This is a genomic window from Actinoplanes lutulentus, assembly GCF_003259845.1.
Classification (GTDB): Bacteria; Actinomycetota; Actinomycetes; order Mycobacteriales; family Micromonosporaceae; genus Actinoplanes; species Actinoplanes lutulentus.
Genome location: NZ_QLMJ01000002.1, coordinates 465,349 through 488,674 on the forward strand (window position 1 = coordinate 465,349; position 23,326 = coordinate 488,674).

The 23,326-nt window shown below is 68.7% G+C and carries 20 protein-coding genes; 16 read left to right on the forward strand and 4 right to left on the reverse strand.

The genetic code is table 11. The features are described 5' to 3' along the window. Window positions 1–18: 18 nt before the first annotated feature. The 14 genes from B0I29_RS05550 to pruA all read left to right on the forward strand — a co-directional run bounded on the left by B0I29_RS05550 (window position 19) and on the right by pruA (window position 16,916). Window positions 19–1,338 carry a Gfo/Idh/MocA family protein gene (locus B0I29_RS05550; RefSeq protein ID WP_111647743.1) on the forward strand — a complete coding sequence of 440 codons (1,320 nt, stop codon included), beginning with the start codon at window positions 19–21 and terminating at the stop codon, window positions 1,336–1,338. Then, window positions 1,335–2,738 carry a glucuronate isomerase gene (gene uxaC, locus B0I29_RS05555; protein WP_111647744.1) on the forward strand — a complete coding sequence of 468 codons (1,404 nt, stop codon included), beginning with the start codon at window positions 1,335–1,337 and terminating at the stop codon, window positions 2,736–2,738. The genes B0I29_RS05550 and uxaC overlap by 4 nt, the downstream gene beginning before the upstream one ends. Further along, the gene (locus tag B0I29_RS05560; RefSeq protein WP_111647745.1) at window positions 2,735–4,171 is read left to right on the forward strand and encodes a mannitol dehydrogenase family protein; all 1,437 of its coding nucleotides are present in this window, start codon (window positions 2,735–2,737) and stop codon (window positions 4,169–4,171) included. Before uxaC ends, B0I29_RS05560 begins: the two co-directional genes overlap by 4 nt. Continuing rightward, window positions 4,168–5,265: a Gfo/Idh/MocA family protein gene (locus tag B0I29_RS05565; protein WP_111647746.1), complete on the forward strand. Its 1,098-nt coding sequence runs from the start codon at window positions 4,168–4,170 to the stop codon at window positions 5,263–5,265. The genes B0I29_RS05560 and B0I29_RS05565 overlap by 4 nt, the downstream gene beginning before the upstream one ends. Before the next feature lie 9 nt (window positions 5,266–5,274). Further along, window positions 5,275–5,610: a cupin domain-containing protein gene (locus tag B0I29_RS05570; protein WP_181557699.1), complete on the forward strand. Its 336-nt coding sequence runs from the start codon at window positions 5,275–5,277 to the stop codon at window positions 5,608–5,610. A gap of 8 nt (window positions 5,611–5,618) precedes the next feature. Next, the gene (locus B0I29_RS05575) at window positions 5,619–6,938 is read left to right on the forward strand and encodes a pectate lyase family protein (protein WP_111647747.1); all 1,320 of its coding nucleotides are present in this window, start codon (window positions 5,619–5,621) and stop codon (window positions 6,936–6,938) included. Between the two features lie 1,200 nt (window positions 6,939–8,138). After that, window positions 8,139–9,323 (forward strand): hypothetical protein, encoded by a 1,185-nt coding sequence (locus B0I29_RS05580; protein ID WP_111647748.1) that lies wholly within the window; start codon window positions 8,139–8,141, stop codon window positions 9,321–9,323. 114 nt (window positions 9,324–9,437) lie between these two features. After that, window positions 9,438–10,097 (forward strand): GntR family transcriptional regulator, encoded by a 660-nt coding sequence (locus B0I29_RS05585; RefSeq protein WP_111647749.1) that lies wholly within the window; start codon window positions 9,438–9,440, stop codon window positions 10,095–10,097. A 149-nt stretch (window positions 10,098–10,246) separates the two neighbouring features. After that, window positions 10,247–11,461 carry an ABC transporter substrate-binding protein gene (locus tag B0I29_RS05590; RefSeq protein ID WP_111647750.1) on the forward strand — a complete coding sequence of 405 codons (1,215 nt, stop codon included), beginning with the start codon at window positions 10,247–10,249 and terminating at the stop codon, window positions 11,459–11,461. 69 nt (window positions 11,462–11,530) lie between these two features. Continuing rightward, window positions 11,531–12,808: a branched-chain amino acid ABC transporter permease gene (locus B0I29_RS05595; RefSeq protein WP_111647751.1), complete on the forward strand. Its 1,278-nt coding sequence runs from the start codon at window positions 11,531–11,533 to the stop codon at window positions 12,806–12,808. A gap of 8 nt (window positions 12,809–12,816) precedes the next feature. Continuing rightward, window positions 12,817–13,788 (forward strand): branched-chain amino acid ABC transporter permease, encoded by a 972-nt coding sequence (locus tag B0I29_RS05600; protein ID WP_111647752.1) that lies wholly within the window; start codon window positions 12,817–12,819, stop codon window positions 13,786–13,788. After that, complete coding sequence (locus tag B0I29_RS05605; protein ID WP_111647753.1) at window positions 13,778–14,578, forward strand: ABC transporter ATP-binding protein; 801 nt, start codon at window positions 13,778–13,780, stop codon at window positions 14,576–14,578. The genes B0I29_RS05600 and B0I29_RS05605 overlap by 11 nt, the downstream gene beginning before the upstream one ends. Continuing rightward, on the forward strand, window positions 14,575–15,309 hold the full coding sequence (locus B0I29_RS05610; protein WP_111647754.1) for an ABC transporter ATP-binding protein: 735 nt from the start codon (window positions 14,575–14,577) through the stop codon (window positions 15,307–15,309). Before B0I29_RS05605 ends, B0I29_RS05610 begins: the two co-directional genes overlap by 4 nt. Beyond that, window positions 15,306–16,916: an L-glutamate gamma-semialdehyde dehydrogenase gene (pruA, locus tag B0I29_RS05615; protein ID WP_111647755.1), complete on the forward strand. Its 1,611-nt coding sequence runs from the start codon at window positions 15,306–15,308 to the stop codon at window positions 16,914–16,916. Before B0I29_RS05610 ends, pruA begins: the two co-directional genes overlap by 4 nt. Here the strand turns inward: pruA and B0I29_RS05620 are convergent. Next, the gene (locus B0I29_RS05620) at window positions 16,913–17,491 is read right to left on the reverse strand and encodes a hypothetical protein (RefSeq protein WP_111647756.1); all 579 of its coding nucleotides are present in this window, start codon (window positions 17,489–17,491) and stop codon (window positions 16,913–16,915) included. The two genes, pruA and B0I29_RS05620, sit on opposite strands and share 4 nt — an antisense overlap. Before the next feature lie 177 nt (window positions 17,492–17,668). On the opposite strand from B0I29_RS05620, the gene B0I29_RS05625 reads away from it, so the two are divergent. Then, window positions 17,669–19,675, forward strand: a complete 2,007-nt coding sequence (locus B0I29_RS05625) for an MFS transporter (protein WP_111647757.1) — start codon at window positions 17,669–17,671, stop codon at window positions 19,673–19,675. On the opposite strand, the gene B0I29_RS05630 is transcribed toward B0I29_RS05625, so the two are convergent. After that, window positions 19,672–20,595: a class I SAM-dependent methyltransferase gene (locus tag B0I29_RS05630; protein ID WP_111647758.1), complete on the reverse strand. Its 924-nt coding sequence runs from the start codon at window positions 20,593–20,595 to the stop codon at window positions 19,672–19,674. The genes B0I29_RS05625 and B0I29_RS05630 overlap by 4 nt on opposite strands. 47 nt (window positions 20,596–20,642) lie before the next feature. Between B0I29_RS05630 and B0I29_RS05635 the strand changes: the two genes are divergently transcribed. After that, on the forward strand, window positions 20,643–21,209 hold the full coding sequence (locus tag B0I29_RS05635; protein ID WP_111647759.1) for a helix-turn-helix domain-containing protein: 567 nt from the start codon (window positions 20,643–20,645) through the stop codon (window positions 21,207–21,209). A 48-nt stretch (window positions 21,210–21,257) separates the two neighbouring features. Here the strand turns inward: B0I29_RS05635 and B0I29_RS05640 are convergent, their stop codons facing one another. Continuing rightward, window positions 21,258–22,274, reverse strand: coding sequence for a LacI family DNA-binding transcriptional regulator (locus B0I29_RS05640; RefSeq protein ID WP_111647760.1), 1,017 nt, complete (start codon window positions 22,272–22,274; stop codon window positions 21,258–21,260). A 16-nt stretch (window positions 22,275–22,290) separates the two neighbouring features. Then, window positions 22,291–23,286: a type I glyceraldehyde-3-phosphate dehydrogenase gene (gene gap / locus B0I29_RS05645; protein ID WP_111647761.1), complete on the reverse strand. Its 996-nt coding sequence runs from the start codon at window positions 23,284–23,286 to the stop codon at window positions 22,291–22,293. Between the last annotated feature and the right edge of the window lie 40 nt (window positions 23,287–23,326).

Sequence of the window (23,326 nt, forward strand, 5' to 3'; positions counted from 1 at the left end):
TGTTGATGGAGGCTCGGAATGACCCACGCACCCCGTCGGCGGTACGCCCTCGTCGGCGCCGGCGCCCGGGCCGGACTCTTCGTCAGGGCGCTCACCACCGACCACGCGGACGTGGCCGAGCTGGTCGCCCTGGCCGACACGAATCCGGCCCGGATCGCGGTACACAACGCCCGCCTCGCTTCACCGGTGGCTGCTTACGACGCCGCCGATTTCGCCGAGATGCTCAAGCGGGAGCGGGTGGACGTCGCCCTGGTCACGACGGTGGATCGATATCACGACGACTACATCGTGACGGCGCTGGAAGCCGGGTGTGACGCCATCACGGAGAAGCCGATGACGGTGGATGCGGCGGGGTGCCGGCGGATCCTCGACGCGCGGGCTCGATCTGGCAAAAAGGTCAAAGTCACGTTCAACTATCGCTACAACCCGCTGCACGAGGCCGTGAAACGCATCCTCTCCAGCGGTGAGATCGGTGAGATCGGCTCGGTGCACTTCGAGTGGCTGCTCGACGTACGCCACGGCGCCGACTACTTCCGGCGCTGGCACCGCGACAAGGCGAACTCCGGCGGACTGCTCGTGCACAAGGCCAGCCACCACTTCGACCTGGTCAACTGGTGGCTGGACGACTCGCCGTCGGAGGTGTTCGCGGCCGGGAGGTTGTTCTTCTACGGGGATCAGGGGCGCAAGCACGGGTACGCGCGGGACTATGACCGAGCCCATGGTGCGGCCGACGCAGCCGATGATCCTTTTGCTTTGAAGCTGCAGGAAGAGCCCGCTCTCAAGGCGCTCTACCTCGACGCCGAACACCACGACGGATACCACCGCGACCAGAATGTCTTCGCACCGGGCGTATCCATCGAGGACGATATGGCAGTGCTGGTCCGATACTCCGGTGGCGCTTCGATGAGCTACCACCTGACGGCGTACGCGCCGTGGGAGGGGTACCGGCTCATGGTCAACGGCAGCAAGGGACGCCTCGAACTCGAGGTGGTGGAGAGTGACCACGTCGCGCCTTCGGCGGCCGGCGCGGTCAAGGGCGAGCCGGGTGCGGCCGCCACGGCGGAGCGGGGATCAGCGCGTCTGCTGGTCCGTCCGTACTGGGCGCCGCCACGGGAGGTGACCGTCGAGGGGTATTCCCGGGGCGGTCACGGCGGTGCCGACGTACGGATGCTTGATGATCTTTTGTCCTTTGAAGATCGGCAGGATCCACTCGGCCGGGGCGCCACCGAGAAGGACGGCGCCCGTGCCCTGCTCACCGGACTCGCTGCCAACGAGTCGCTGCGGACCGGCACCGCGGTACGCGTGAAGGACGTCCTGGATCTTGAGGAGATCAGGTGACCCATCTCTTTCCCTCCGACCCGACGCAGCGACAGATCGCCGGTGAGCTGTATGAACTCGCCAAGGATCTGCCATTGATCAGCCCGCACGGCCATGTCGACCCCGCTCTGCTCGCCGACGACACCCCGTTTCCTGATCCGGCCCGGTTGTTCGTGGTGCCGGATCACTATGTGACCCGGATGCTCGCCAGTCAGGGGATTCCGCAGAGCCGGCTCGGGGTGCCGAGTGTTGACGGGTCGGAGGTGGAGACCGACGGGCGGGCGATCTGGAGATTGCTGGCGGCCAATTGGAAGTTGTTCCGGGGGACGCCGTCGAGATTGTGGACGGAGAAGGTGTTCTCGGAGGTTTTTGGCGTCGATTCCACGCTCAGTGAAGTCACGGCGGACGCCATTTATGACGAAATATCGGGCAAACTGAACCAGCCCGAATTCCGGCCCCGGGCACTGTTCACCCGGTTCAACATCGAAGTCCTCGCCACCACCGAAAGCCCCCTCGACGAACTCACCTCGCACGCCAAACTCGCCGCCGACGGCTGGGGCTCCCGAGTCATCACCACCTTCCGCCCCGACGACCTCGTCGACCCCGAATGGGCCGGCTGGCAGAACCGGGTCGCCGCCCTCGGCGAGCTGACCGGAACCGACGTGGGCACCTACTCCGGCTTCCTCGCCGCCCTGCGTTCCCGCCGCGAGCGCTTCATCGCGGCCGGCGCCACCAGCTCCGACCACGGCCACCCCACCGCCGCCACCCTCGTGCTCGACGACGGCGAGGCCGCCGTCCTGTACCGCAAGGCGCTCGGCGGCGGCGCCGACGCCCGGGACGCCGAGGCCTTCCGCGCGCACATGCTCGTCGAGTTCGCCCGGATGTCGCTGGACGACGGCCTGGTCATGCAGCTGCATCCGGGTTCGGTGCGCAACCACTCGCTGTCGCTGCATCACCGGCACGGCCGTGACGTGGGCGGCGACATCCCGTCGGCCACCGAGTACGTGCGCGGTCTCCGGCCGCTCCTGGACGCGTACGGTGACGACCCCCGGCTGCGGATCGTGCTCTACACGCTCGACGAGACCACGTTCACCCGCGAGCTCGCGCCGCTCGCCGGCGTTTATCCGGCGCTCTACCTCGGCGCACCCTGGTGGTTCCTGGACAGTCCCGAGGGTCTGCGCCGGTTCCGCGAGGCGGTCACCGAGACGGCCGGTTTCTACAACACGGCCGGGTTCGCCGACGACACCCGGGCGTTCTGCTCGATCCCGGCCCGGCACGACGTGGCCCGCCGGGTCGACGCCGGATTCCTGGCGCGCCTGGTGGCGGAGGGCCGGCTGCCGCTGGACGAGGCCGCCGAGACGATCGCGGATCTCGCCTATCACCTGCCGAAGCGAGTCTTCCGGCTGGACCGGCCGGCATGACGGTGACCACCCGGCTCGGGCTCTCCGCCCTCGACTCGCTGCCGATCGCGAACCGCCCTCTGGTACGCCCCGGCGAGGTCCGCCCCGGCATCGTCCATCTCGGACTCGGCGCGTTTCACCGGGCGCACCAGGCCGTCTACACCGAGGCGGCGGTCGCCGCGTCCGGCGGTAACTGGGGGATCGTCGGCATCGCGCCCCGGTCCCGGGAGATCCTCGACCAGTTACGCGAGCAGGACCGGCTCTACAGCGTGCTCACCGCGGGCGGTCCGGCCGACGAGGCCCGGGCGATCGGCATCCTCGCCGGGCTCGGTCACGCCGCCGGTGACCCGTACGGCGTCGTCGCGGCGATCGCCGATCCGGGCATCCGGATCGTGTCGATGACCGTGACCGAGAAGGCGTACCGGATCCTCGACGATGGCCACTTCCGGGCACAGCTCACCGGGCACGCGCCGCCGGTCTCGGTGCCCGCCCTGCTGGCCCGGGGGCTGCTCGCGCGCCGGGCCGCCGGTGCCGGTCCGCTCACCGTGCTCTGCTGCGACAACCTGCAGAACAACGGCCCCCGGATCCGGGACATGGTCACCCGCGCCCTCGCGGTGGCGGGCGCGGAACTGCCGGACGACGTCGCGTTCCCGGCCACCATGGTCGACCGGATCGTGCCCGCGACCAGCGCCGATCATCGCCGGCGTGCGGCGCTCGCACTCGGCGCCGACGACGCGGTCCCGGTGGTGGCGGAACCCTTCACCCAGTGGGTCATCGAGGATCGGTTCCCTGGTGGGCGCCCTGACTGGGCGGCGGCCGGAGCGATCCTCACCGATGACGTCACGCCGTGGGAGACGCTCAAACTGCGTGCTCTCAACGCCGTGCACTCGGCTCTCGCGTACCTCGGCGCGCTCGCCGGGCTTCCCCTGATCGCCGACTCACTGGAACTTCCGGGCATGCCCGAGCTGCTGCGGCGCTTCCTCGCCGACGAGGTCGCGCTCACCGTCACCCCGCCGCCCGGCGTGACCGTTTCCGGTTACGGCGAGACCGTCCTGGTCCGCTTCGCCAACCGCGAACTCGGGCATCGCAACCTCCAGGTCGCCATGGACGGCACCCAGAAACTGCCACATCGCCTGCTCGGCACCATCCACCACCTGCGCGATCTGGGTGCCCACTCACCCTGGGCGGCGCTGTTCCTGGCCGCGTGGATGCGCTTCGCGCGTGGGTACGCCGACAGCGGCGCGACCTTGCCACTCGACGACCCGCTGGCCGAGCGGATCCGGGAGGCGCTCGCCGCCGCGCCGGACACCCCGGACGGCGTGGTGGGTGCGCTCCTGGAGTTGTTCCCGCCCGCGCTGGCCGGCGACGACGTCGTGCGGCGCGAGGTGATCCGCTGGTACACGTCGCTGGAGCGGTACGGCGCCGCGGCGACCGTCCGGGAGGCTTTCGCGTGAGCCTTCCCCGGGTGGCGCTGATCGGAGCGGGTGGGCACGGCATCTCGCATCAGCGGGTTCTGCATGCCTTGTCACTCTCCGGATGTGTTTCGGTGGCCGCGCTCTGCGATCGGCAGCCGGTCGTGTCCGACCTTCTGCCTGGCGTTCCGTTCTTCACCGACCACGAGGTGATGCTCGCCGAGGTGCGCCCGGACGTCGTGATCATCTGTACGCCGCCGCACACCCACCTGCCGATCGCCCTCTCCTGTCTGGAGGCCGGCGCCGACCTGCTCCTGGAGAAACCGCCGGTGATGTCACTGGCCGAGCATCGCCGGCTGTCGGCGGCGGTCGCCGAGAGCGGGCGGCTCTGCCAGGTCGGGTTCCAGGCGCTCGGATCGGCGGCCCTGCGATCTCTGGTCGACGCCGAGCCGAACGGCCCGATCGGGGTCTTCGGCGCCTGGTGGCGGCCGGACACCTATTACTCCCGGGCGCCGTGGGCCGGTCGGCGATCCGTCGGCGGCCGGCCCGTCTTCGACGGCGCGCTGGTCAACCCGTTCGCGCACGCGCTGATGCAGGCGCTCGTCCTGGCCGGTCCCGGATTCCGGCCGGCGCAGGCCGAGGTGGCCCGGTACCGGACCCGGAACATCGAGACCGACGACACCACGTTCCTGCGGGTCACCGGGGTGGACGGGCGGCGGATCACGGCGGCCGTCACGCTCGCGTCGGCGGTCTTCCTGGCCGGGGAGATCCGGGTCGGCGGGGCAGCCCTGGAATATCCGACAGACCGCTTGCGGCTGCCCGGCGAGGACACGTTCCGCGAGGTGCCGGGCCGGGCCGGGCTCCTCGGCAACCTGCTCGACCACCGTGCCGATCCGGCGGTGCCGTTGCTGGTGCCGCTGGACCGTACCGAAGCCTTCACGACCGTGGCCGCAGCGATCGTCGGGTCCGCGCCGCCGGTGGAGATCGCGTCGCGGTGGCTGGCGCCGCATCCGGACGGTGGTGGGTGCGTGCTGCCCGGCATCGACGAGGTGGTCCGGGAGGTCGCCGAGACCGGTGAACTGCCGTCGGCGGTTCCGTGGGCTGGTCCTTCTTCTCTCGTCTCATTTGTTCAATAGGAGGGTTCGATGCGCAAATTGGCTGTGTCCGAGCTCGCGGATCACTATCGCGGGCCACAGTTCACCAGTGTTCTCCCGGGTCATGTCGTGCAGCGTGGTGGATTCCGGGTTTACGCCCAGCCCGGTTTCCGTACGCATGACGAGCCTGGGCGGCACGTTCATTCCGTACCCGAGGTCTTCGTCATCATTCAGGGCAGCGGGGTCATCGAGATCGAGGGTGCCGAGGTGGACAAATTCCAGTCGGGTGAAGCCGTCGTCTTCGAACCGGGGGAGGACCACCACCTGATCAGCCGGGGCTCGGAACCGCTGGTCTTCGTGTGGATGCACCTGGAACCGGTCGAGTAGGCCTCGCGATGCGCTCCCTTTCTCTCTTTTCTTGTTTTTCGGTGGCACTTGTCCTCGCTGGTGCCGCGGCCGTCCCCGCCGCCGCTGCTGTTCCCGCTGCCGTTCCGGCGGCTGCCCGTCAGGTTCTGCCCGCTAACGACGGATGGGCCGCTGCCACCAGCGGAACCACCGGCGGCGCGGCAGCCGACGACGCGCACGTCTTCGTGGTCCGCAACCGGGCCGAGCTGGCGGCCGCCCTGGCCGGCGGCACCGATCCCACCCCGCGCATCGTGCTGATCGCCGGAACCATCCGCGCCAACACCGACGACTCGGGCAATCCGCTGACCTGCGACGACTACGCCGATCCGGCGTACGATCTGGATTCTTATCTCGCCGCTTATGACCCCGCCGTCTGGGGCACCGCCGCCCGGCCGAGCGGACCCCTGGAAGAAGCCCGGGTGCGCTCCGCGCGCAATCAGGCAGCCCGAATCCAACTGCGAGTCGGCGCGAACACCACCATTCTCGGCCTGCCGAACGCTCGCCTCGTCGGGGCGAACCTGCTGATCCAGAACGTCGACAACGTCATCGTCCGCAATCTGCGCCTCGAAGACGCCGCCGACTGTTTCCCGCTGTGGGACCCGACCGACGGCGCGGCCGGAAACTGGAACTCGGCGTACGACCTCGTGACATTGACCGGCGCCACCCACGTCTGGGCCGACCACAACACCCTGAGCGACGGCAACAACGTCGACGCGGCGCAGCCGCTCTATTTCGGACGCCCCTATCAGGTGCACGACGGCGCCCTGGACATCATCCGGGCATCGGATTATGTGACGGTCTCCTGGAACACTTTCCAGGAACACGACAAGACCATGCTGATCGGCTCGACGAACACGGTCGGCGCGGATGTCGGCAAGCTGCGCGTGACCATCCACCACAACAAGTTCGCGAACGTCGGCCAGCGTGTGCCGCGCGTCCGTTTCGGCCAGGTGGACGTCTACAACAACTATTACTATCTGACCGACGAGGACGACTATTCGTATTCGTGGGGCGTAGGCGTCTATTCCGCCATCTACGCGGAGAACAACTTCCTCCTGCACAGCGCCGACATCAGCCTGGACGAGTTCGTCTACGACTGGGGCGGCACAGCGATCACCGAGATCGGCACGCTGGCCCGCGTGGGCACCGGCCCGGTCCGCGAGGTCAACCTGCTGGCGGAGTACAACGCCACCCACGACCCCGACCTGGGCACCGACGCGGGCTGGACTCCGGCCCTGCGAGCGGGCCTTTCCCCGGCGGCTCAGGTACCGGCTCTGGTGAACGTTTACGCCGGAGCAGGCCGCATCTGACGTGCCGCGTTTCTCAGATGGCGGTGGGCCAGATGTGCCCGCCGCCGTCCGGGGCGGGGGGGCGGTGTGTCATCTGGTGGTTGCTGCTGCCCTGATTCCTGCGATAGTGACACCCGCCGCGACCCGGCGTTCGTGGTGACGCCAGATCACCAGCAGACGCGAGGCCGAGCCTGAGTGTCGAGTTCGGGTCCGTGCCGCACCCGGGGTCGACAGGGGCGGGCGCTCTCAGAAGGGGTGGGCGCTGTCAGAACGGGCGCGCGCTGTCTGAAAGGGCGCGCGCTGTCAGAGGCGCGTGTCGAGTTCGGGCGCATATTGAACCCCAGTTCGACACAATGAGCAGCCCGCCAGATCCCGGGGCAGCCGCTCCCCAGATCTTGAGCGATTTCCGACCGCCCGATGTAGAAAGTCGCTCAAGATCGCAGCAGGCCAACGGGCGCACGCGTCAACGAGCCAACGAGGCAGTGGGCCAATGGGCGCACGGGCCAACGGGCCAACGGGGCAGTGGGCGAGCGGGCGAGCGGGCCAACGGGTAATCGGCCGACCGGGCGAACGGGTAGGTGGGCCGGCGGGCGCACGGCCGCTCAGCTCGATCTTGTTGAGTTGTGCGGACCGTTCGCGGTGAACTCATCAAGATCGACCAGCCGTATTCGATCTTGATGAGTTGAGCTGACACGTGTCCGGGAAAGTCAACAAGATCGCCGCCATCCGCGCGCCCAGCTGCCGGTCTGATTGCGTACGCCGCACCTATGGGGGCGTCACCGTGCCTTGTGGTGGCAGGTTGATGCGCGGCGTAGAAGCGGCCCTTTCTGCGATCTTGAGCGACTTTCGACTGCGGGGTGTGGAGGATCGCTCAAGATCTGCGGCGGGCCCGCGGCGCCGGCGGTGACGCGAGGCGACCTTGTGAGGTTGTGCCGCGTGGTCGACCGCAAGCTCACAAGATCTCCGCCAGCGGGGGCGCGGCCCACCGTGGGCTCCCGTGTTGGCGGGACGGGGGCTCACCGTGGGTTCGCGTGTTGGCGGGATGAAGGCTCACCGTGGGTTTTTGTTTGGGCTGGTCAGCGGGATATTGGCTGATCGTTAACGGTCAGGTTTCTTAAGAGGGCGACCCCTCGAACCTTAAGTTTCTCTTTATTTCGATCTCTCGTGGGAGCGTTCCCGTATGGACCGATCGAGTAGGCGGTGCGACAGGAAGGCACAGAGATGAAGCGCTACCGGAGCAACGGCGGATCGAATGTCCGGCGCTGGCGTGTGGCCGGCGTGGCGGGTGTCGCGGTGGCGATGGTCGGAGTCGGACTGGGTGTGGCCGCTGCGGCTGACACCGCGGTGCCGACCGTTAACTGCGCGTCCGTGGCGGACAAGCTGCCGGCCGTTCCGGCTTCGGCCAAGGCGGAGATTGAGCGGAACCTGGCGCTGCTGAACACCCAGATCCAGGAGGCGAACGCCCGGATCGTGAGTACGCAGGGTCAGGGTGGAGCGAATTTCATCCAGAACGCGATCCTCGGCCCCCTGAAGGACAAGCGTTTCGCCACCATCAATCGGATGGAGACGGCGATCGGGCGTACCGCGGCCAAGCCTGACCTGAACGCGGAGGCCCTCGCGCCCTGTTCGCTGAACGCCAACGGCGGCGGCAACGCGGCGCCCGAGCCCGCGGTCGTGCCGAGCGCAGCGGCCGGAAACAACGCCGGCGGCAACACCGGTAACGGCGCCGCAGCCGGTGTGGCGACCGTGAACTGCCCGGCCGTGACCATCAACGTCGCGGTTCCGGCGCAGGCCAAGGCTGAGGTCGAGCGGAACCTGGAGCTGCTGAACACGCAGATCAAGGAAGCGAACGCCCGGATCATCAGCACGCAGGGTCAGGGTGGGGCGAACTTCATCCAGAACGCGATTCTCGGCCCGCTGGAGGACAAGCGGTTCGCGACGATCAACCGGATCGAGACGGCGATCGGCCGCAACGCCCCGAAGCCGAACCTGAACGCCGAGGGTCTGTCGCCGTGCAGCCTGAACCAGAACGGTGCGGCCTCCGCGGCCCAGCCGACCGCCGTCGCCACCGCCGCTGCCGGCAATGGCAACGGGAACGCCGGTAACGGCGCTGTCAAGACCGTGAACTGCCCGGCAGTGACCATCGGTGTGGCCGTTCCGGCGCAGGCGGCGGCTGAGGTGGCCCGCAACCTGGAGCTGCTGAACACGCAGATCAAGGAAGCGAACGCCCGGATCATCAGCACGCAGGGTCAGGGTGGAGCGAACTTCATCCAGAACGCGGTCCTCGGCCCGCTGGAGGACAAGCGGTTCGCGACGATCAACCGGATCGAGACGGCGATCGGCCGCAACGCCGCCAAGCCGAACCTCAACGCGGAGGGCCTCGCCCCCTGCACGCTGAACGCGTGAACTAGCAGTTGACGAAGGGCCCGGTCACCACGGTGACCGGGCCCTTCGCGCGTAGGACGGCCACATACACTCAAGTCTTCTCAACCCGAAAACGAAGACCCGTGAAGGACCGCCGTGGTACTCCCGAAAAGTTTGCAGCCCGCCCCGGTCGACGGGGTCCAGTTCGCTGCGGACAAGGCGTACCAGGAGCTGCGCGACGCGATCCTGGACGGCGACATCGCCCCGAACCGCCGGCTCGTCGAAGAGGAACTGGCCGCATCCCTCGAAGTGAGCCGCACCCCGGTACGCGAGGCGCTGCTCCGCCTCGCGCAGGAGGGCCTGGTCACCCGGGTTCGTGGCTGGGTGGTACGCGACCACTCGCCCCAGGAAGCGCTGCAGATCGTCGAGGCTCGCGCCGCCGTGGAGAGTGCCGCGGCGCGCCTGGCCGCCGAGCACATCAGCACCGAGGACCTGGAGCAGCTGGCCCGGATCGCCGACGCGATCGACCAGCCCGGTTCGACGGTGAAGGACCTGAACCGGCTCAACCGGCAGTTCCACGGGCTGATCACGGCGGCTTGCGGCAACCCGTTGCTCGTCCAGTTCGCGCAGCGGACCAACATCAGCCACTGGTCGCTGAGCGCTACCTGGCTCATGTCGGCCAAGGACGCCGCCGAGGTCAACGCCGAGCACCGTCAGATGATTGAAGCGTTGACACACCGTGACGGTGCGGCGGTCGAGATGCTGGTTCGGGAGCACATCGGGCGTACCCAAATGATCTTGAAGCAAGCGATCTAACCTACCGCGACCAGCGCAGAAGCCCGGAGGCCATCGGCCTCCGGGCTTTCGTTACATTGTCGTAATGGGCTCTGTATACGGTGCCGGATACAAGATCGGCGAGACTCTCGTATACCGATTGGTATCCGCACCGTGAATAGGAGTGCAGCATGGCTGCTGTCCGTCGTGGACTTATAACTACGCTCGTCACCGGTGGCCTCGTGGTCGCTCTCACCGCCTGCTCGTCGAGCGGTGACGCCCCTGAAGAAAAGACCGGCGGGCCGCTGAAGGTCGGCGCGATCCTGCCGCACACGGCCTACGCAGGTGCAGGTGAAGCCCTGGTCAGCGCGGTCGACGTCGCGGTCGAGGAGATCAACGCGGCGGGTGGCGTGAACGGCGGCAAGGTCGAGCTCAAGCAGGTCGACTCGACCGACAACAACGACACCGCGGTCCAGGCCGTCGACAGCCTGGTCACCTGGGGATCGAACGTGGTGATCGGCGCTTACGGCTCGGGCATGTCCGGCGCCATCGTCAGCAAGATCACCGAGTCCGGGGCGCTGCAGGTCTCCGGCTCGAACACCTCGTCGAGCCTGACCGGCATCAACCCGCTGTACTTCCGCACCGCACCGACCGACGCGCTGGAAGCGGCCAAGCTCGCCGACCTGGTCGTCCAGGACGGGCACGCCACCGCGGCGATCATCGCGCAGAACGACGCCTGGGGTCAGGCGTTCCAGAAGTCGATGGTGGAGTCGTTCACGGCAGCCGGCGTCGAGGTCGTGGCGCAGCAGCAGTTCAACACGACTGATACTGATTACAGCGCGCAGGTCGACGCCGTTGTCGCGGCCAAGCCCGAGTCGATCGTGCTGCTCTCCTACGCCTCGTACTCCGGCAGCATGATCGAGTCGCTGGTCGGCACGCACGGGTTCACCGACAAGAATCTGTACCTGTCGAACTCCACGCTCGGCAAATACACGATCAAGCCGTCGCTGCTGAAGGGCCTGCGCGGATTCCTGGCCGGCCCCGACCCGGCCGTCGAGGCCGAATTCGACAAGAAGCTCCTGGCGAAGAACCCCAACCTCAAATCCTTTGCGTACGCAGGATCGACCTACGACGCCGTGATCGTCTCCGCCCTGGCGGCCATCGCCGCGAAGTCGGCCGACGGCAAGGCGGTCGCCGCGAAGATGGCCGAGGTCTCCGGCGGCGCCGAGGGCTCGACCAAGTGCAAGGCCTTCAAGGAGTGCGCCGACCTGCTCGCGGCCGGCACGAAGGTCGATTACGACGGCCTTAGCGGCGGGTTGAAGTTCGCCTCCAACAACGACGTCACCGAGACGGCCTACAACCTCTACGCATACGACGACAAGGGCTCGTACGCGGTCGCCCCGTAACAAAGCCAGGACCCACGGTGGCCCCGGCGACGGTGCCGGGGTTACCGCTGACGACAAGGAAAAACCTCAGTGACACCGAGCAAAGCCATCAGGTGGCTGCTGGCGGTCCTGGCGCTGGCATGTGTCCTCGCCCTGCCGTCTCCAGCCGCTGCAGCGCCGGCCGACGAGTGGGGCTTCCGCGGCCTGCTGCGGGACGGGGAGAAACAGCCGGTCAGCGGCGCCGCCGTCCAGGTCAAGGACGGCGACACGGTCGTGGGCAGCGACACCACCGACGACAAGGGCCGCTGGGAGATCATTCCGGTGCCCGGTCCGGGTACCTACACGCTGACCATCGACACCACGGCCGCCTCCGGCCACTTCGCCGGCGATGAGTACGAGGTGGACAAAGAGCTGGTCGAATCGCCGACCACCCTCCCTGTGCTCAACGTCGTGGTCTCCACGACCGAGAGCTCCCAGCAGGTCGCGAGCTTCACCGACCGGCTCGCCCAGCGCGCCGTCTCCGGATTCAACCTCGGGCTGCTCATCGCCATCGCCGCGATCGGTCTCTCGCTGGTCTTCGGCACCTCCCGGTTCACGAACTTCGCACACGGCGAGAGCGTCACCTTCGGTGGCCTGACGGGCTTCGTCCTCGCCCACGTGCTGGGGTTGCCGCTGCTGCTCGCGGCGGCCGTCGCCACGGTGCTCGGCGGGTTCTTCGGGTACGCCCAGGACGTCGCGTTCTGGCGGCCGCTGCGCCGCCGGGGCGTCTCCCTGATCACCCTGATGATCGCCAGCATCGGCATCAGCATGGCGATCCGCAGCCTCATGCAGTTCTCCTTCGGCAGCGCCTCGCGCGGGATGACCGAGGAGAGCTGGGGCACGGTCACCCTCGGGCCCGTGGTCATGCCGGCCACCAGTTACGCCGGCATGGGCATCAGCATCGTGGTGCTCGCCGGCGTCGGGCTGTGGCTCAAGCACGGCCGGATCGGCAAGGCCACCCGGGCGATCGCCGGCAACACCGCGCTCGCGGCGACCAGTGGCGTCGCCGTCGACAAGATCACCCGCATCGTCTGGGTCCTCGCGGGTGCGCTCGCCGCGCTGTCCGGCGTGCTGCTCGGCGTCTTCAACCAGGTCTCCTTCGACATGGGCTTCAACCTGCTGCTGCTGATGTTCGCCGGGGTGATCCTGGGCGGCCTCGGCACGTCCTTCGGCACCCTGGCCGGCTCGATCGTGGTCGGCCTCTGCACCGAGATCCTGGTGCTCTGGATCCCCGCCGACATGAAGTACGTCGGCGGCCTCGCGGTCCTGGTCATCGTCCTGCTGGTACGCCCGCAGGGCATCTTCGGCCGCCGTGAGCGGATCGGTTAGGGGTCGGCATGGACATCATCTGGAACTCACTGCGCGAGCTGATCACCCCGACCACGGCGGCGTACGCCCTCGCGGCGATCGGGCTCAACGTCCACTTCGGCTTCACCGGCCTGCTCAATTTCGGCCAGGCCGGCTTCGTCGCCATCGGCGCGTACGGCTTCGCGATCTCGGTCATGACGTTCGGCTTCTCCACGCCGCTCGCCATCGCGGTCACCCTGGTGCTCGCGGCCGGGTACGCGCTCCTGCTCGGCGTGCCGACGCTGCGGTTGCGCGCCGATTATCTGGCGATCGTCACCATCGCGGCCGCCGAGATCATCCGGTTCGCCCTGAACTCCAGTGCTTTCGCGAAATGGACGGGCGGCGCCAATGGCCTTTACAACGAGTATTCGGGCTGGCTGAAGGGCTCCAACCCGTACCCAAGTGGGGTGGTGACGGTAGGTCCTTGGACTTTCGGTAGCAACGATTTATGGATCGCCACCGTCGACTGGCTGGTGGTGCTGCTGACCGCCGGCGCCATTTATCTGCTGGTGCGCAGTCCGTGGGGGCGGGTGCTCAAGGGGATTCGCGAGGACGAGCACGCGATGCTCAGCCTCGGTAAGAACGTCAATCTCTACAAGCTCCAGGCGCTGGTCATCGGTGGGGTGATCGGAGCGGCGGCCGGAATTCTGTACGTGCAGCCGACGTCGGTGCAGCCGTTCGACTTCGCGACCCGGATGACTTTCAACATGTACACGATGCTCATTCTCGGCGGCGCCGCCACGGTTTTCGGTCCGATTCTCGGCTCGATGATTTTCTGGGTGGTCATGCGTTTCACCGACGAGCTGGTGAATCTGGGCGTGGACGGCGGCCTTTTCGACAACGTGACGCAGGGCAGTCAGCTGCGGTTCGTTCTGGTCGGGGTGGCGCTGGTTCTGCTGGTCGTGTTCCGCCCGCAGGGCATCCTCGGAAACCGGACGGAGCTGAGCTTCGATGCCAAGTAAGAGAGACCCCATTCTGGTCGCCGACCGCGTTCACCGGCACTTCGCCGGGGTCACCGCCGTCGACGTCGACCACGTGGAGATGCCGCGCGGCAAGATCACCGCACTGATCGGGCCGAACGGCGCCGGCAAGACCACGTTCTTCAACCTGCTGACCGGTTTCGACAAGCCGCAGACCGGGGCGTGGAGCTTCGAAGGCAAGCCCATCGCCGGTCTCGCGCCGTGGCAGGTCGCGCGGCGCGGCATGGTGCGCACGTTCCAGCTCACCAAGGTGCTCGGCCGGCTGACCGTGCTGGAGAACATGTTGCTCGGGTCGAAGAATCAGCGGGGGGAGCGGCTGCTTCCCTTCTTCTGGAGGAAGCAGGAGAGATCCGACAGCGCGCGAGCACTGGAGATCTTGGAGAGGTTCAAGCTCGGCGCCAAGGCGCACGATTACGCCGCCAGCCTCTCCGGCGGGCAGCGCAAGCTCCTCGAGATGGCCCGCGCGATCATGAACGAGCCGTCACTGGTGATGCTCGACGAGCCGATGGCCGGCGTGAACCCGGCGCTCACCCAATCGCTGCTGCACCACATCAAGGACCTGAAGAACCAGGGCATGACCGTGCTCTTCGTCGAGCACGACATGCACATGGTCCGGTACGTCGCGGACTGGGTGATCGTGATGGCCGAGGGCCGGATCATCGCCGAGGGGGTGCCCGGCGAGGTGCTCTCGTCCACGGCGGTGGTCGACGCCTATCTCGGCGCGCACCACGACACCGATCTGCGTGAGCTCGTCCGGGAGATGGAAGCATGACCGTCGTTGAAGTGAAGAGCCTGGTCGGCGGTTATCTCCCCGGCATCGACATCCTGAACGGGTGTGACCTGACCGCCGGCAAGGGCGAGCTGGTCGGCGTCCTCGGCCCCAACGGCGCCGGCAAGTCCACGCTGCTCAAGGCCATCTTCGGGATGGTGCGGATCCGCAGCGGGCAGGTGCTGATCGGCGGCGAGGACGTCACCGGGATCAGCGCGGAGAAACTGGTGGCCCGGGGCGTCGGATTCGTGCCGCAGAACAACAACGTCTTCACCGACCTGACGCTGCGGGAGAACCTGGAGATCGGGATCTTCCAGCGGCCCAAGGAGTTCGCCGGCCGCCTCGCCGCGGTCTGCGACCTCTTCCCGGATCTCACCGCGCGGCTCAAGCAGAGAGCCGGATCGCTCTCCGGCGGTCAGCGGCAGACCCTCGCGATGGCCCGGGCGCTGATGACGAACCCGTCGGTGCTGCTGCTCGACGAGCCGTCGGCCGGGCTCTCCCCGCAGCGGCAGGACGAGGTGTTCCTGCACGCGTACCGGATCTCCCGGTCCGGAGTGGCGGTGGTCATGGTGGAGCAGAACGCCCGGCGCTGCCTGCAGATCTGCGATCGCGCGTACGTGCTGGACCAGGGGCGCAACGCGCACACCGGTACCGGCGACCAACTCATGCACGACCCCAAGGTGATCGAGCTCTATCTCGGCACGCTGGCAACTGATGTGGAGAACGAGCAATGACGGTGCCCACACCGATCAACGAGCCGGTGCGCGGCTACGCCCCCGGTTCCCCGGAACGCCTCACCCTGCTCAAGAGGATCGCCGAGCTGGCGGGGGAGACCGCCGAGCTGACCCTGACCGTCGGCGGCGTGTCGCGGATGGGTGGTGGCGAGGCGCACGACGTCGTCCAGCCGCACCGTCACGCGCACGTGCTCGGCGTGACCCGCAACGCCACCCACGCCGACGCGCGGGCCGCCGTCACCGCAGCGACCGCCGCCGCTCCGGGCTGGCGGGAGCTGCCGTTCGAGGCCCGAGCCTCGATCTTCCTGAAGGCCGCCGACCTGGCCGCCGGTCCGTGGCGCGACACCCTGAACGCCGCCACGATGCTCGGTCAGTCCAAGACCGCGCAGCAGGCGGAGATCGACGCGGCCTGCGAGCTGATCGACTTCCTGCGGTTCAACGTGCACTTCGCGCAGGGGATCCTGGAGCAGCAGCCGATCTCGTCGCCCGGCGTCTGGAACCGGATCGACCACCGGCCCCTCGAAGGCTTCGTCTACGCGATCACACCGTTCAACTTCACCGCGATCGCCGGGAACCTGCCGTCGGCGCCGGCGCTGATGGGCAACACGGTGATCTGGAAGCCGTCGGTCACCCAGCAACTCGCCGCACACCACACGATGCGGCTCTTCGAAGCGGCCGGGCTGCCAGCCGGTGTGATCAACATGGTAACGGGTGATGGGCTGGCCGTCTCCGATGTGGTGGTGACCGATCCTGATCTGGCGGGCATCCACTTCACGGGTTCGGCGGGGGTTTTTCAGACCCTGTGGTCGGCGGTAGGTGCCAATGTCGCGAGATATCGGTCCTATCCGCGTCTTGTCGGCGAGACCGGCGGCAAGGACTTCGTGCTCGCTCACCCGTCCGCCGACGTGGATGCGCTGGTGACGGCACTCGTCCGGGGTGCCTTCGAGTTCCAGGGACAGAAGTGTTCGGCCGCCTCCCGGGCCTACATTCCGCGTTCTCTCTGGGAGGGCGGTGTCCGTGATCAACTCATAGCGACAGTTGACGCGATAACTTATGGCGATATAACCGACTTCTCGCACTTCGGTGGCGCGGTCATCGACCGCCGGGCTTTCGCCCGGCACGCCGCCGCGCTCTCGCGCGCGGACGCGACACCCTCCTGCACGATTCTCGCCGGCGGCACCGTCGACGACAACGTGGGTTATTTCGTACGCCCCACCGTCATCGCCTGCACCGACCCGGCCGACGAGGTGTTCACCACCGAGTACTTCGGTCCGATCCTCGCCGTGTACGTCTACGACTCCCTCGACGAGGTCGTGGACCTGGTCGACACCGCCAGCCCCTACGCGCTGACCGGGGCGATCTTCGCGCAGGACCGGGGCGTCCTGGAGGATCTGGGTCGCCGGCTGCGGTTCACGGCCGGCAACCTGTACCTCAACGACAAGCCCACCGGCGCCGTCGTCGGACAGCAGCCGTTCGGCGGTGGCCGGGCCTCCGGCACCAACGACAAGGCCGGATCCTGGCACAACCTCGTCCGGTGGACGTCGCCTCGGACGATCAAGGAGACGTTCGTGCCGGCGGTCGGGCACGCGTACCCACACATGGGTTAGTCGCCGGCTCGCAGGAGGCCTTCCAGACCGGGGCGGGCCTCCTGGCGGGCCATTCGCACGTCGTGTTCGACGATCCGGGTCTCCTCGGCGAGGACCTCGGCCGCCACCTCCGCCACGTGCGCCTCGTGCCGCACCTGGGCCGTCTCGGCGAGCGCGCGGTCGTACTCCTCGCGCGCCGCGTCGACGTTCTTCGGCTCCCATTCGGGAGCACCCGACTGTTCCCAGATGTTGTTCAGTTGCGTCACGCTCAGATCACCCCTTTGGTACGCGTCCAGAGCCGCCTTCTGAACGAGACGGTTCGCCTCGTCCTCCGGCTCCGCGCGGGTCTCCCACTGGGACGCCAGGTACCGCTGCTCGGCCTCGGAACTGGCCTGTTCAGCGGACTCCGCCCGATCTCTCGCCTCGTCGGCGGCCACCACCGCGCGTCCGGCCGCCGCGCGTACCGCGTCCGCGTCGGCGAGCAGTTCGTCCACTTCGAACGGTGCGGGCGGGGCCGGCTGGCGGCCCTTCGCGATCACCCATCCGCCGAATAGCGCGGCGGAGACGACCACGGCCGCCACGAGCATCCAACCCATCCGATAAGTCCTCCTCCGTACCCAATGTTGTCGATCTTCGACCGTAAGGTGATCATCGGGAGCTCGCCACTCGGCAGCGGAATCGCGCGCGGCGTGCCCGGTCCGGTAGCGTTCGCCGGCGCGCGTAACACCGGCGTGGTAGAAAGCCCGGCGAGTTGAAGGAAAGGGGTTACCGGCGTGAGGCAGCTCAACGACCTGATCGCGGATTTCTGGCGCGATTACGCCGCCCTCGTATTGCTCGGCGGGGGCCTGATCGGCGTCTTCGCGCTCATCGGCCTGTTCGTCTGGGCCAAGAAATCTCAGAAGCCGCTGCGTCCGGTCGCCCTGGCGTTCAGCATGAACCTCGCCCTGCTGCTCAACGCGGAGGGCATGTGGGTCATCGCGGTCGACCAGCTCAAACTGCCGAAGATCTTCGCGGTGCTGGTCTTCGCCGTCTTCGAGATCTGCTTCCTGACCGCGACCTCGCTCGCCGCCGAGCAGTACCGGCGGACCACGACATACGGTCCGGACGGCAAGATCATCACGCCCGGTCACCCCGGGCCGATGCTCTACATCGCCGCTCTGATCGCCGCGATCTCCGGCATCATCGTGGCCAGCAACGCCGTCACGGGCACCGAGAAACTGCTGCGTCTCGCCGTACCCTGTGTGATCTTCCTGATGTGGTGGGCGGCGCTGACCGCCGCCGGTCAGCGCGTGCGCCGCGGCCGCTTCGCCTACAGCCCGCGCCGGATGGCCGAACGCTGGGGCTGGCTGATCCCCGACGACGACCCCGATCTGGTACGCATGGCCGCCGAACGGCAGGTCCGCCGGATGGTCGTGAACTACCACCGGGTGAGCGGCAAGCGCTGGCCGCAGGCGTGGTGGAAGTCCCGGTTGCTGAAGGACGCCCGGACCGCCGGCGAGCCGGTGGTGGCCGATGTGGTCCAGCAGCTGGCGCGGATTCAGCGGGTGATGGACCTGCTGCTGCCCGGCGGCCTCCAGGTGGCGGCGCCGGCGTCGGCGGGCGTGGCCACGGAGCTGCTGACGGTGTCGTCCTCCGCGGAGCCGGTGGCGGAGCTGCCGGTCACGGCGCCGGCCGTTCCCGCCGCGCCGCTGGTCCAGCCGGTGCGGTTCATGCAGCCGGTGGCCCAGGAGGAGACCGCGGTCGTCTCTCCTGTTGCCGAGCCGCGGAACGGATCGGTGGGCATTCCCGTTCCGGTGCCGGCGCCTCGCCGGTCGGTTGAGGACCTGCCGGGTGGCACGGCTACCGTCCCGGCCGTGGTCCCCGCGGTCACCGCGCCCGTGCCCGCCGCGCCGGTACCGACCGCTCCTGTGTCGACCGCTCCTGTGCTGACTGCTCCTGGGTCGACCGCTGCGGTGCCGACCGCTCCGGTCATCGCGTCGGCCTCGGTGCCCGTGCCGGTGCCGCCGGTGGCGATTCCCGCCGCGCCCGTGTCGCCGGCTCCGGCCATCCCGGCCTGGGCTTCGATCGGGACCGGGGCGCGTCCCGCCGTCAGCATCGTCGGCTCGCCGTGGTGGCGGCTCGCCGTCGACCGGCTCAGCAAGGCCGTCGCCCAGGAGATCAGCTCCGAGGATCTGCCGGACATGACGTACACCCGGATCGGCGAACTCGCCCGCAACCTCGCCTCCCGTAACTCGGAACTCGGCGAAGGCGTGGTGCGGGCATTCGTCAACGACTACGTCCGCGAACTCAACGGGGAGTACGGCGAGGTCGCGTACCCATGGCGTGATTTCCTCCCGGAACCCGCGACCGCGGCGCCCGGCTCGGCACCCTGGCTGGCCGCGCTCGAAGAGCTGCACGCCGCCCTGGAGGAGGAGCTCAGCCAGGGCGAGCTGCCGGCCGACCCCTACGACCTGGCCGAACTCCTCGCGCCCAGCGCGCCGCGGCTGGACGAGGACACGATCCGCGGGTTCATCGGCGACTACCTGCTGGCGCTGGGTGGGCAGCCGGGTTCGGGTGGCTCCCAGCCGTGGCAGCACCTGATGCCGCGCCCGCAGAGCGCCCGGTCGGCGTCCGACGAGGAGATCCTCGAGGTGTACGGCGGTCAGCTGGAGGAGTACCTGGCCGTCAACGGCCGGATCACCCGCAACCGGGTCCAGTCGATCACCGGCATCAAGAGCCGCCTCCAGGCCGACCGCATCAAGGTCACCCTGGAGGAGCGAGCCGGAGTCCCGATCGGCTAACGGGCGATCCAGACGTCTCTCGTGCTCGTCAGGGAGACGATCTTCTGGGCGGCGAGGGCACCGGGGACGAGCAGCTCGTCCAGCGCGGCCTGGTCATCGGGAGAGATCAGGTCGCCGAGGGCTGTCCGGTACCGGCTCAGGACCGTGGTGGCGTACCGCAGGGCGTTGTCCGGGAGCGGGGCCGGGACCTCGACGGTCAGGGTCCGCTCGGTCAGCACGGTGAAGCCGGCCGCGGTCAGGCGCTCGGACCAGTTCGCGCCGGCGTTCGGCAGGTGCTCGGCGCGGGCCTTCGCGGCGGCGGCCTGGCAGCGGTCCTCCAGGCCGTTCGCGAAGCCGGCCGGCAGGAACGTGGGCATCGCGTCCATCTCGACCACCACGAACAGGCCGCCCGGGCGCAGCGTGGCGCGGATGTCGCGCAGGACGCGGTCCGGTTCGGCCATGTGGTGCATCGATGAGGCCGCCCAGATCAGGTCGACCTGCTCGACGCTGGGCCAGCCCGCGTCGAGGTCGGCCCGGAGCGGCCGGATGCGGTCGGCCACGCCGTGCCGGCCGGCGCTCTCCGCCAGGTGCTGGAGCATCTCGTCGGAGCTGTCGACAGTGGTGGAGACGGCCTCGGGGAAGCGGTTGAGCAGGGCGAACGTTCCGGTTCCGGTGCCGCTGCCGACGTCCAGGATCGTGCGGATCGGGTGATCGCCGGCGAGGCCGGCGATCTGGGCGGTCAGGGCTTCCACCTGGGTACGGGCGACTTCGGCATCCAGGTCGAGCAGGTTCGGCAGCGTCAGATCCGATCCGCCGCCGTGCTGTCCGCCATGCCCGTGCCCGTGCTGCTCGCCATGTCCGTGTCCGTGCTGGCCGCCGTGTCCGTGCTGGCCGCCGTGGGTGTGCGGTGCGGCCGGGGTGTGGTGGTCGTCGTGTGGCATGGGTCAACCATACGACCTTCTTGCGGGAAGCGCATATACTCTTGCGTATGACGCAAGACGCTGAAGTGGACGCGCTGGTTCGGGCGCGGATTCGAGGGCTCCGGCTGGCGAAGGGCTGGTCGCTGGACGAGCTCGCCACACGCTGTTATCTGAGCCCGTCGACGCTGAGCCGGATCGAGACCGGGCACCGGCGGATCGGGCTCGACCAGCTGACCGCGATCGCCCGGGCGCTCGGGGCCAGCCTCGACTCACTCGTCGAGACGGCGAGCGACGAGGTGGTGATCAAGCCGCATCACCACCCGGAGCGGGGGATCACCACCTGGGTGCTCAACCACGAACCCGGCCGGCAGGGCATGACGGTCGCCCGGATGCGGGTCACCCAGCCGCCCGACCGCGGGCCGGACGCGCTGCGGGTGCACCCGGGCCGGGACTGGTTCACGGTGCTGTCCGGGACGATCGAGCTGGTGCTGGGCGAGCGGACGATCCTGATCGAGGCAGGTCAGGCGGCGGCGTTCTCCACGATGGTCCCGCACGCGATCGGCGCCCACGGCGGCCCGGCCGAGGTGATAGCGATCCTCGACCACGACGGTGAACGCGTCCACGTCGACGCCTGACGCTCAGCCGGCGTTCGCACAAGCGGGCCTTTGGGCGTACCCAAGAAGTCAGGGTGAGGGAGGCGCGCAGCTGGAGCGCCAGGCGATGGTGGCCTCGGCCGGCTCGGTGCGGGGGAGCGGGTCGTCGCCGAGGGCGAGGGCCATCGCGCGCTCGCCCATCTCGACCAGCGGCAGGCGGACGGTGGTCAACGGCGGGGTGACGTCGCGGGCGATCGGCATGTCGTCGAAACCGGTCACCGAGATGTCGTCGGGTACGCGGACGCCGCGGTCGCGCAGGGTGGCGAGGGCGCCGACCGCCATGGAGTCGTTCAGGGTGATCAGGGCGGTCAGGGTCGGGTCGGTGTCCAGCAGGGTGGTGGCCGCGGTCATGCCGCCGTCGCGGGTGAAGTCGGCGTGCACGACGCGATGAGCGGGGAGGGGAACGCCGAGGTCGGTGAAGGCCCGGCGGAAACCGGTCAGGCGGTCGGTGGTGGTGGTCAGGGTGCGAGGGCCGGCGATGACGCCGACCCGCCGGTGACCGAGGCCGAGGATGCGCAGGCCGAGGGCGTGCGCGCCGGCCTCGTTCGCCGGCAGGACCGCGGAACCGACCAGGCGGTGCCGGCCGATCACCGCGACCCGGCCGCCGGCATGTTGATACGCGGACAGCTCGGCGTTCAGACGGTCGGTGAAGTCGTCGTCGTGATAGCCGGAGCCGGCCAGGATCAGCGCGTGCACCTGCTGGGCGCGGAGCAGGGCGACGTACGCCAGCTCGCGCTCCGGATCCCGATAGCTGTTGCAGATCACCAGCAGCCGGTCGTGGTCCCAGGCCTGGCGCTGGAGACCGCGGGTGATCTCGGCGAAGTACGGGTCGGAGACGTCGTGGACGATCACGCCGACGGCGGACTGGCGGGGACGGGCCACGTTCTGAGCGTGCGCGTTCGGTACGTAGTGCAGGTGCGCGACCGCGGCCAGGACCCGCTCCCGGAGGTCGTCGTTGACCCGTTTCGCGCTGTCGTTGATCACGCGGGAGACGGTCGCGGGGGAGACCCCGGCAAGCCGGGCCACATCTGCCAGGGTGACCGCCATCGCGACAGTCTAGAGACTAACTCCGGCCCAGCAGGCGCAGTGTGTCGGCGACGCGGTTGGCGAAGCCCCATTCGTTGTCGTACCAGGCCACGGCCTTGACGAGGCGGCCCTGTGCGGCGGTCAGCAGCGAGTCGACGATGGAGGACGCCGGATTGCCGGTGATGTCGCTGGAGACCAGCGGGTCCGAGGAGAACTCGAGGATGCCCCGCAGGGGTCCGGCCGCCGCCGCTTCGAACGCGCTGTTGATCTCGGCGGCCGTGACCGGGCGTTCGACCAGGGCGTTCAGCTCGACCAGGGAGCCGACCGGGACGGGTACGCGTACCGAATAGCCGGTGAGACGGCCTTGCAGCCGCGGCAGGACCGTGCCGATCGCGGTGGCCGCGCCGGTGGTGGTCGGCGCGATGTTGAGAGCCGCGGCCCGAGCCCGCCGCAGATCGCGGTGCGGGCCGTCCTGCAGGTTCTGCTCCTGTGTGTACGCGTGAATCGTGGTCATCGATCCGACCTCGATACCGGCGAGATCGTCGAGGACGGCCGCGATCGGGGCGAGTGCGTTCGTCGTGCAGCTGGCGTTCGACACGACGTCGTGGACGGCCGGGTCGTAGTCGCCGTGGTTCAGTCCGTACGCGATGGTGATGCCGGCGCCCTTCGACGGGGCGCTGACCAGCACCTTGCGGGCCCCGGCGGCGAGATGGGCGCGGGCGTCGGCGGCAGCGGTGAACCGGCCGGTCGACTCGACGGCGATGTCGACGCCGAGCTCCTTCCAGGGCAGGAGCGACGGGTCGCGTTCGCGGGACACCTCGATGCGCCGGCCGTCGACGATCAGGTGGTCGTCGTGTGCCTCGACACCGCGACCGAGCCGGCCGAGGGTGCTGTCGTAACGCAGCAGGTGGGCGAGGGTGGCCGGGTCGGTCAGGTCGTTGATCGCGACGATCCGCAGGTCCGGGTCGTCGATCGCGGCTCGGAGCAGGCTGCGGCCGATGCGGCCGAAGCCGTTGATGGCGATGCGTGTCATGGGTTCAGCTTTGTTCACGATAAAAGCTGAAAAAAGCGGG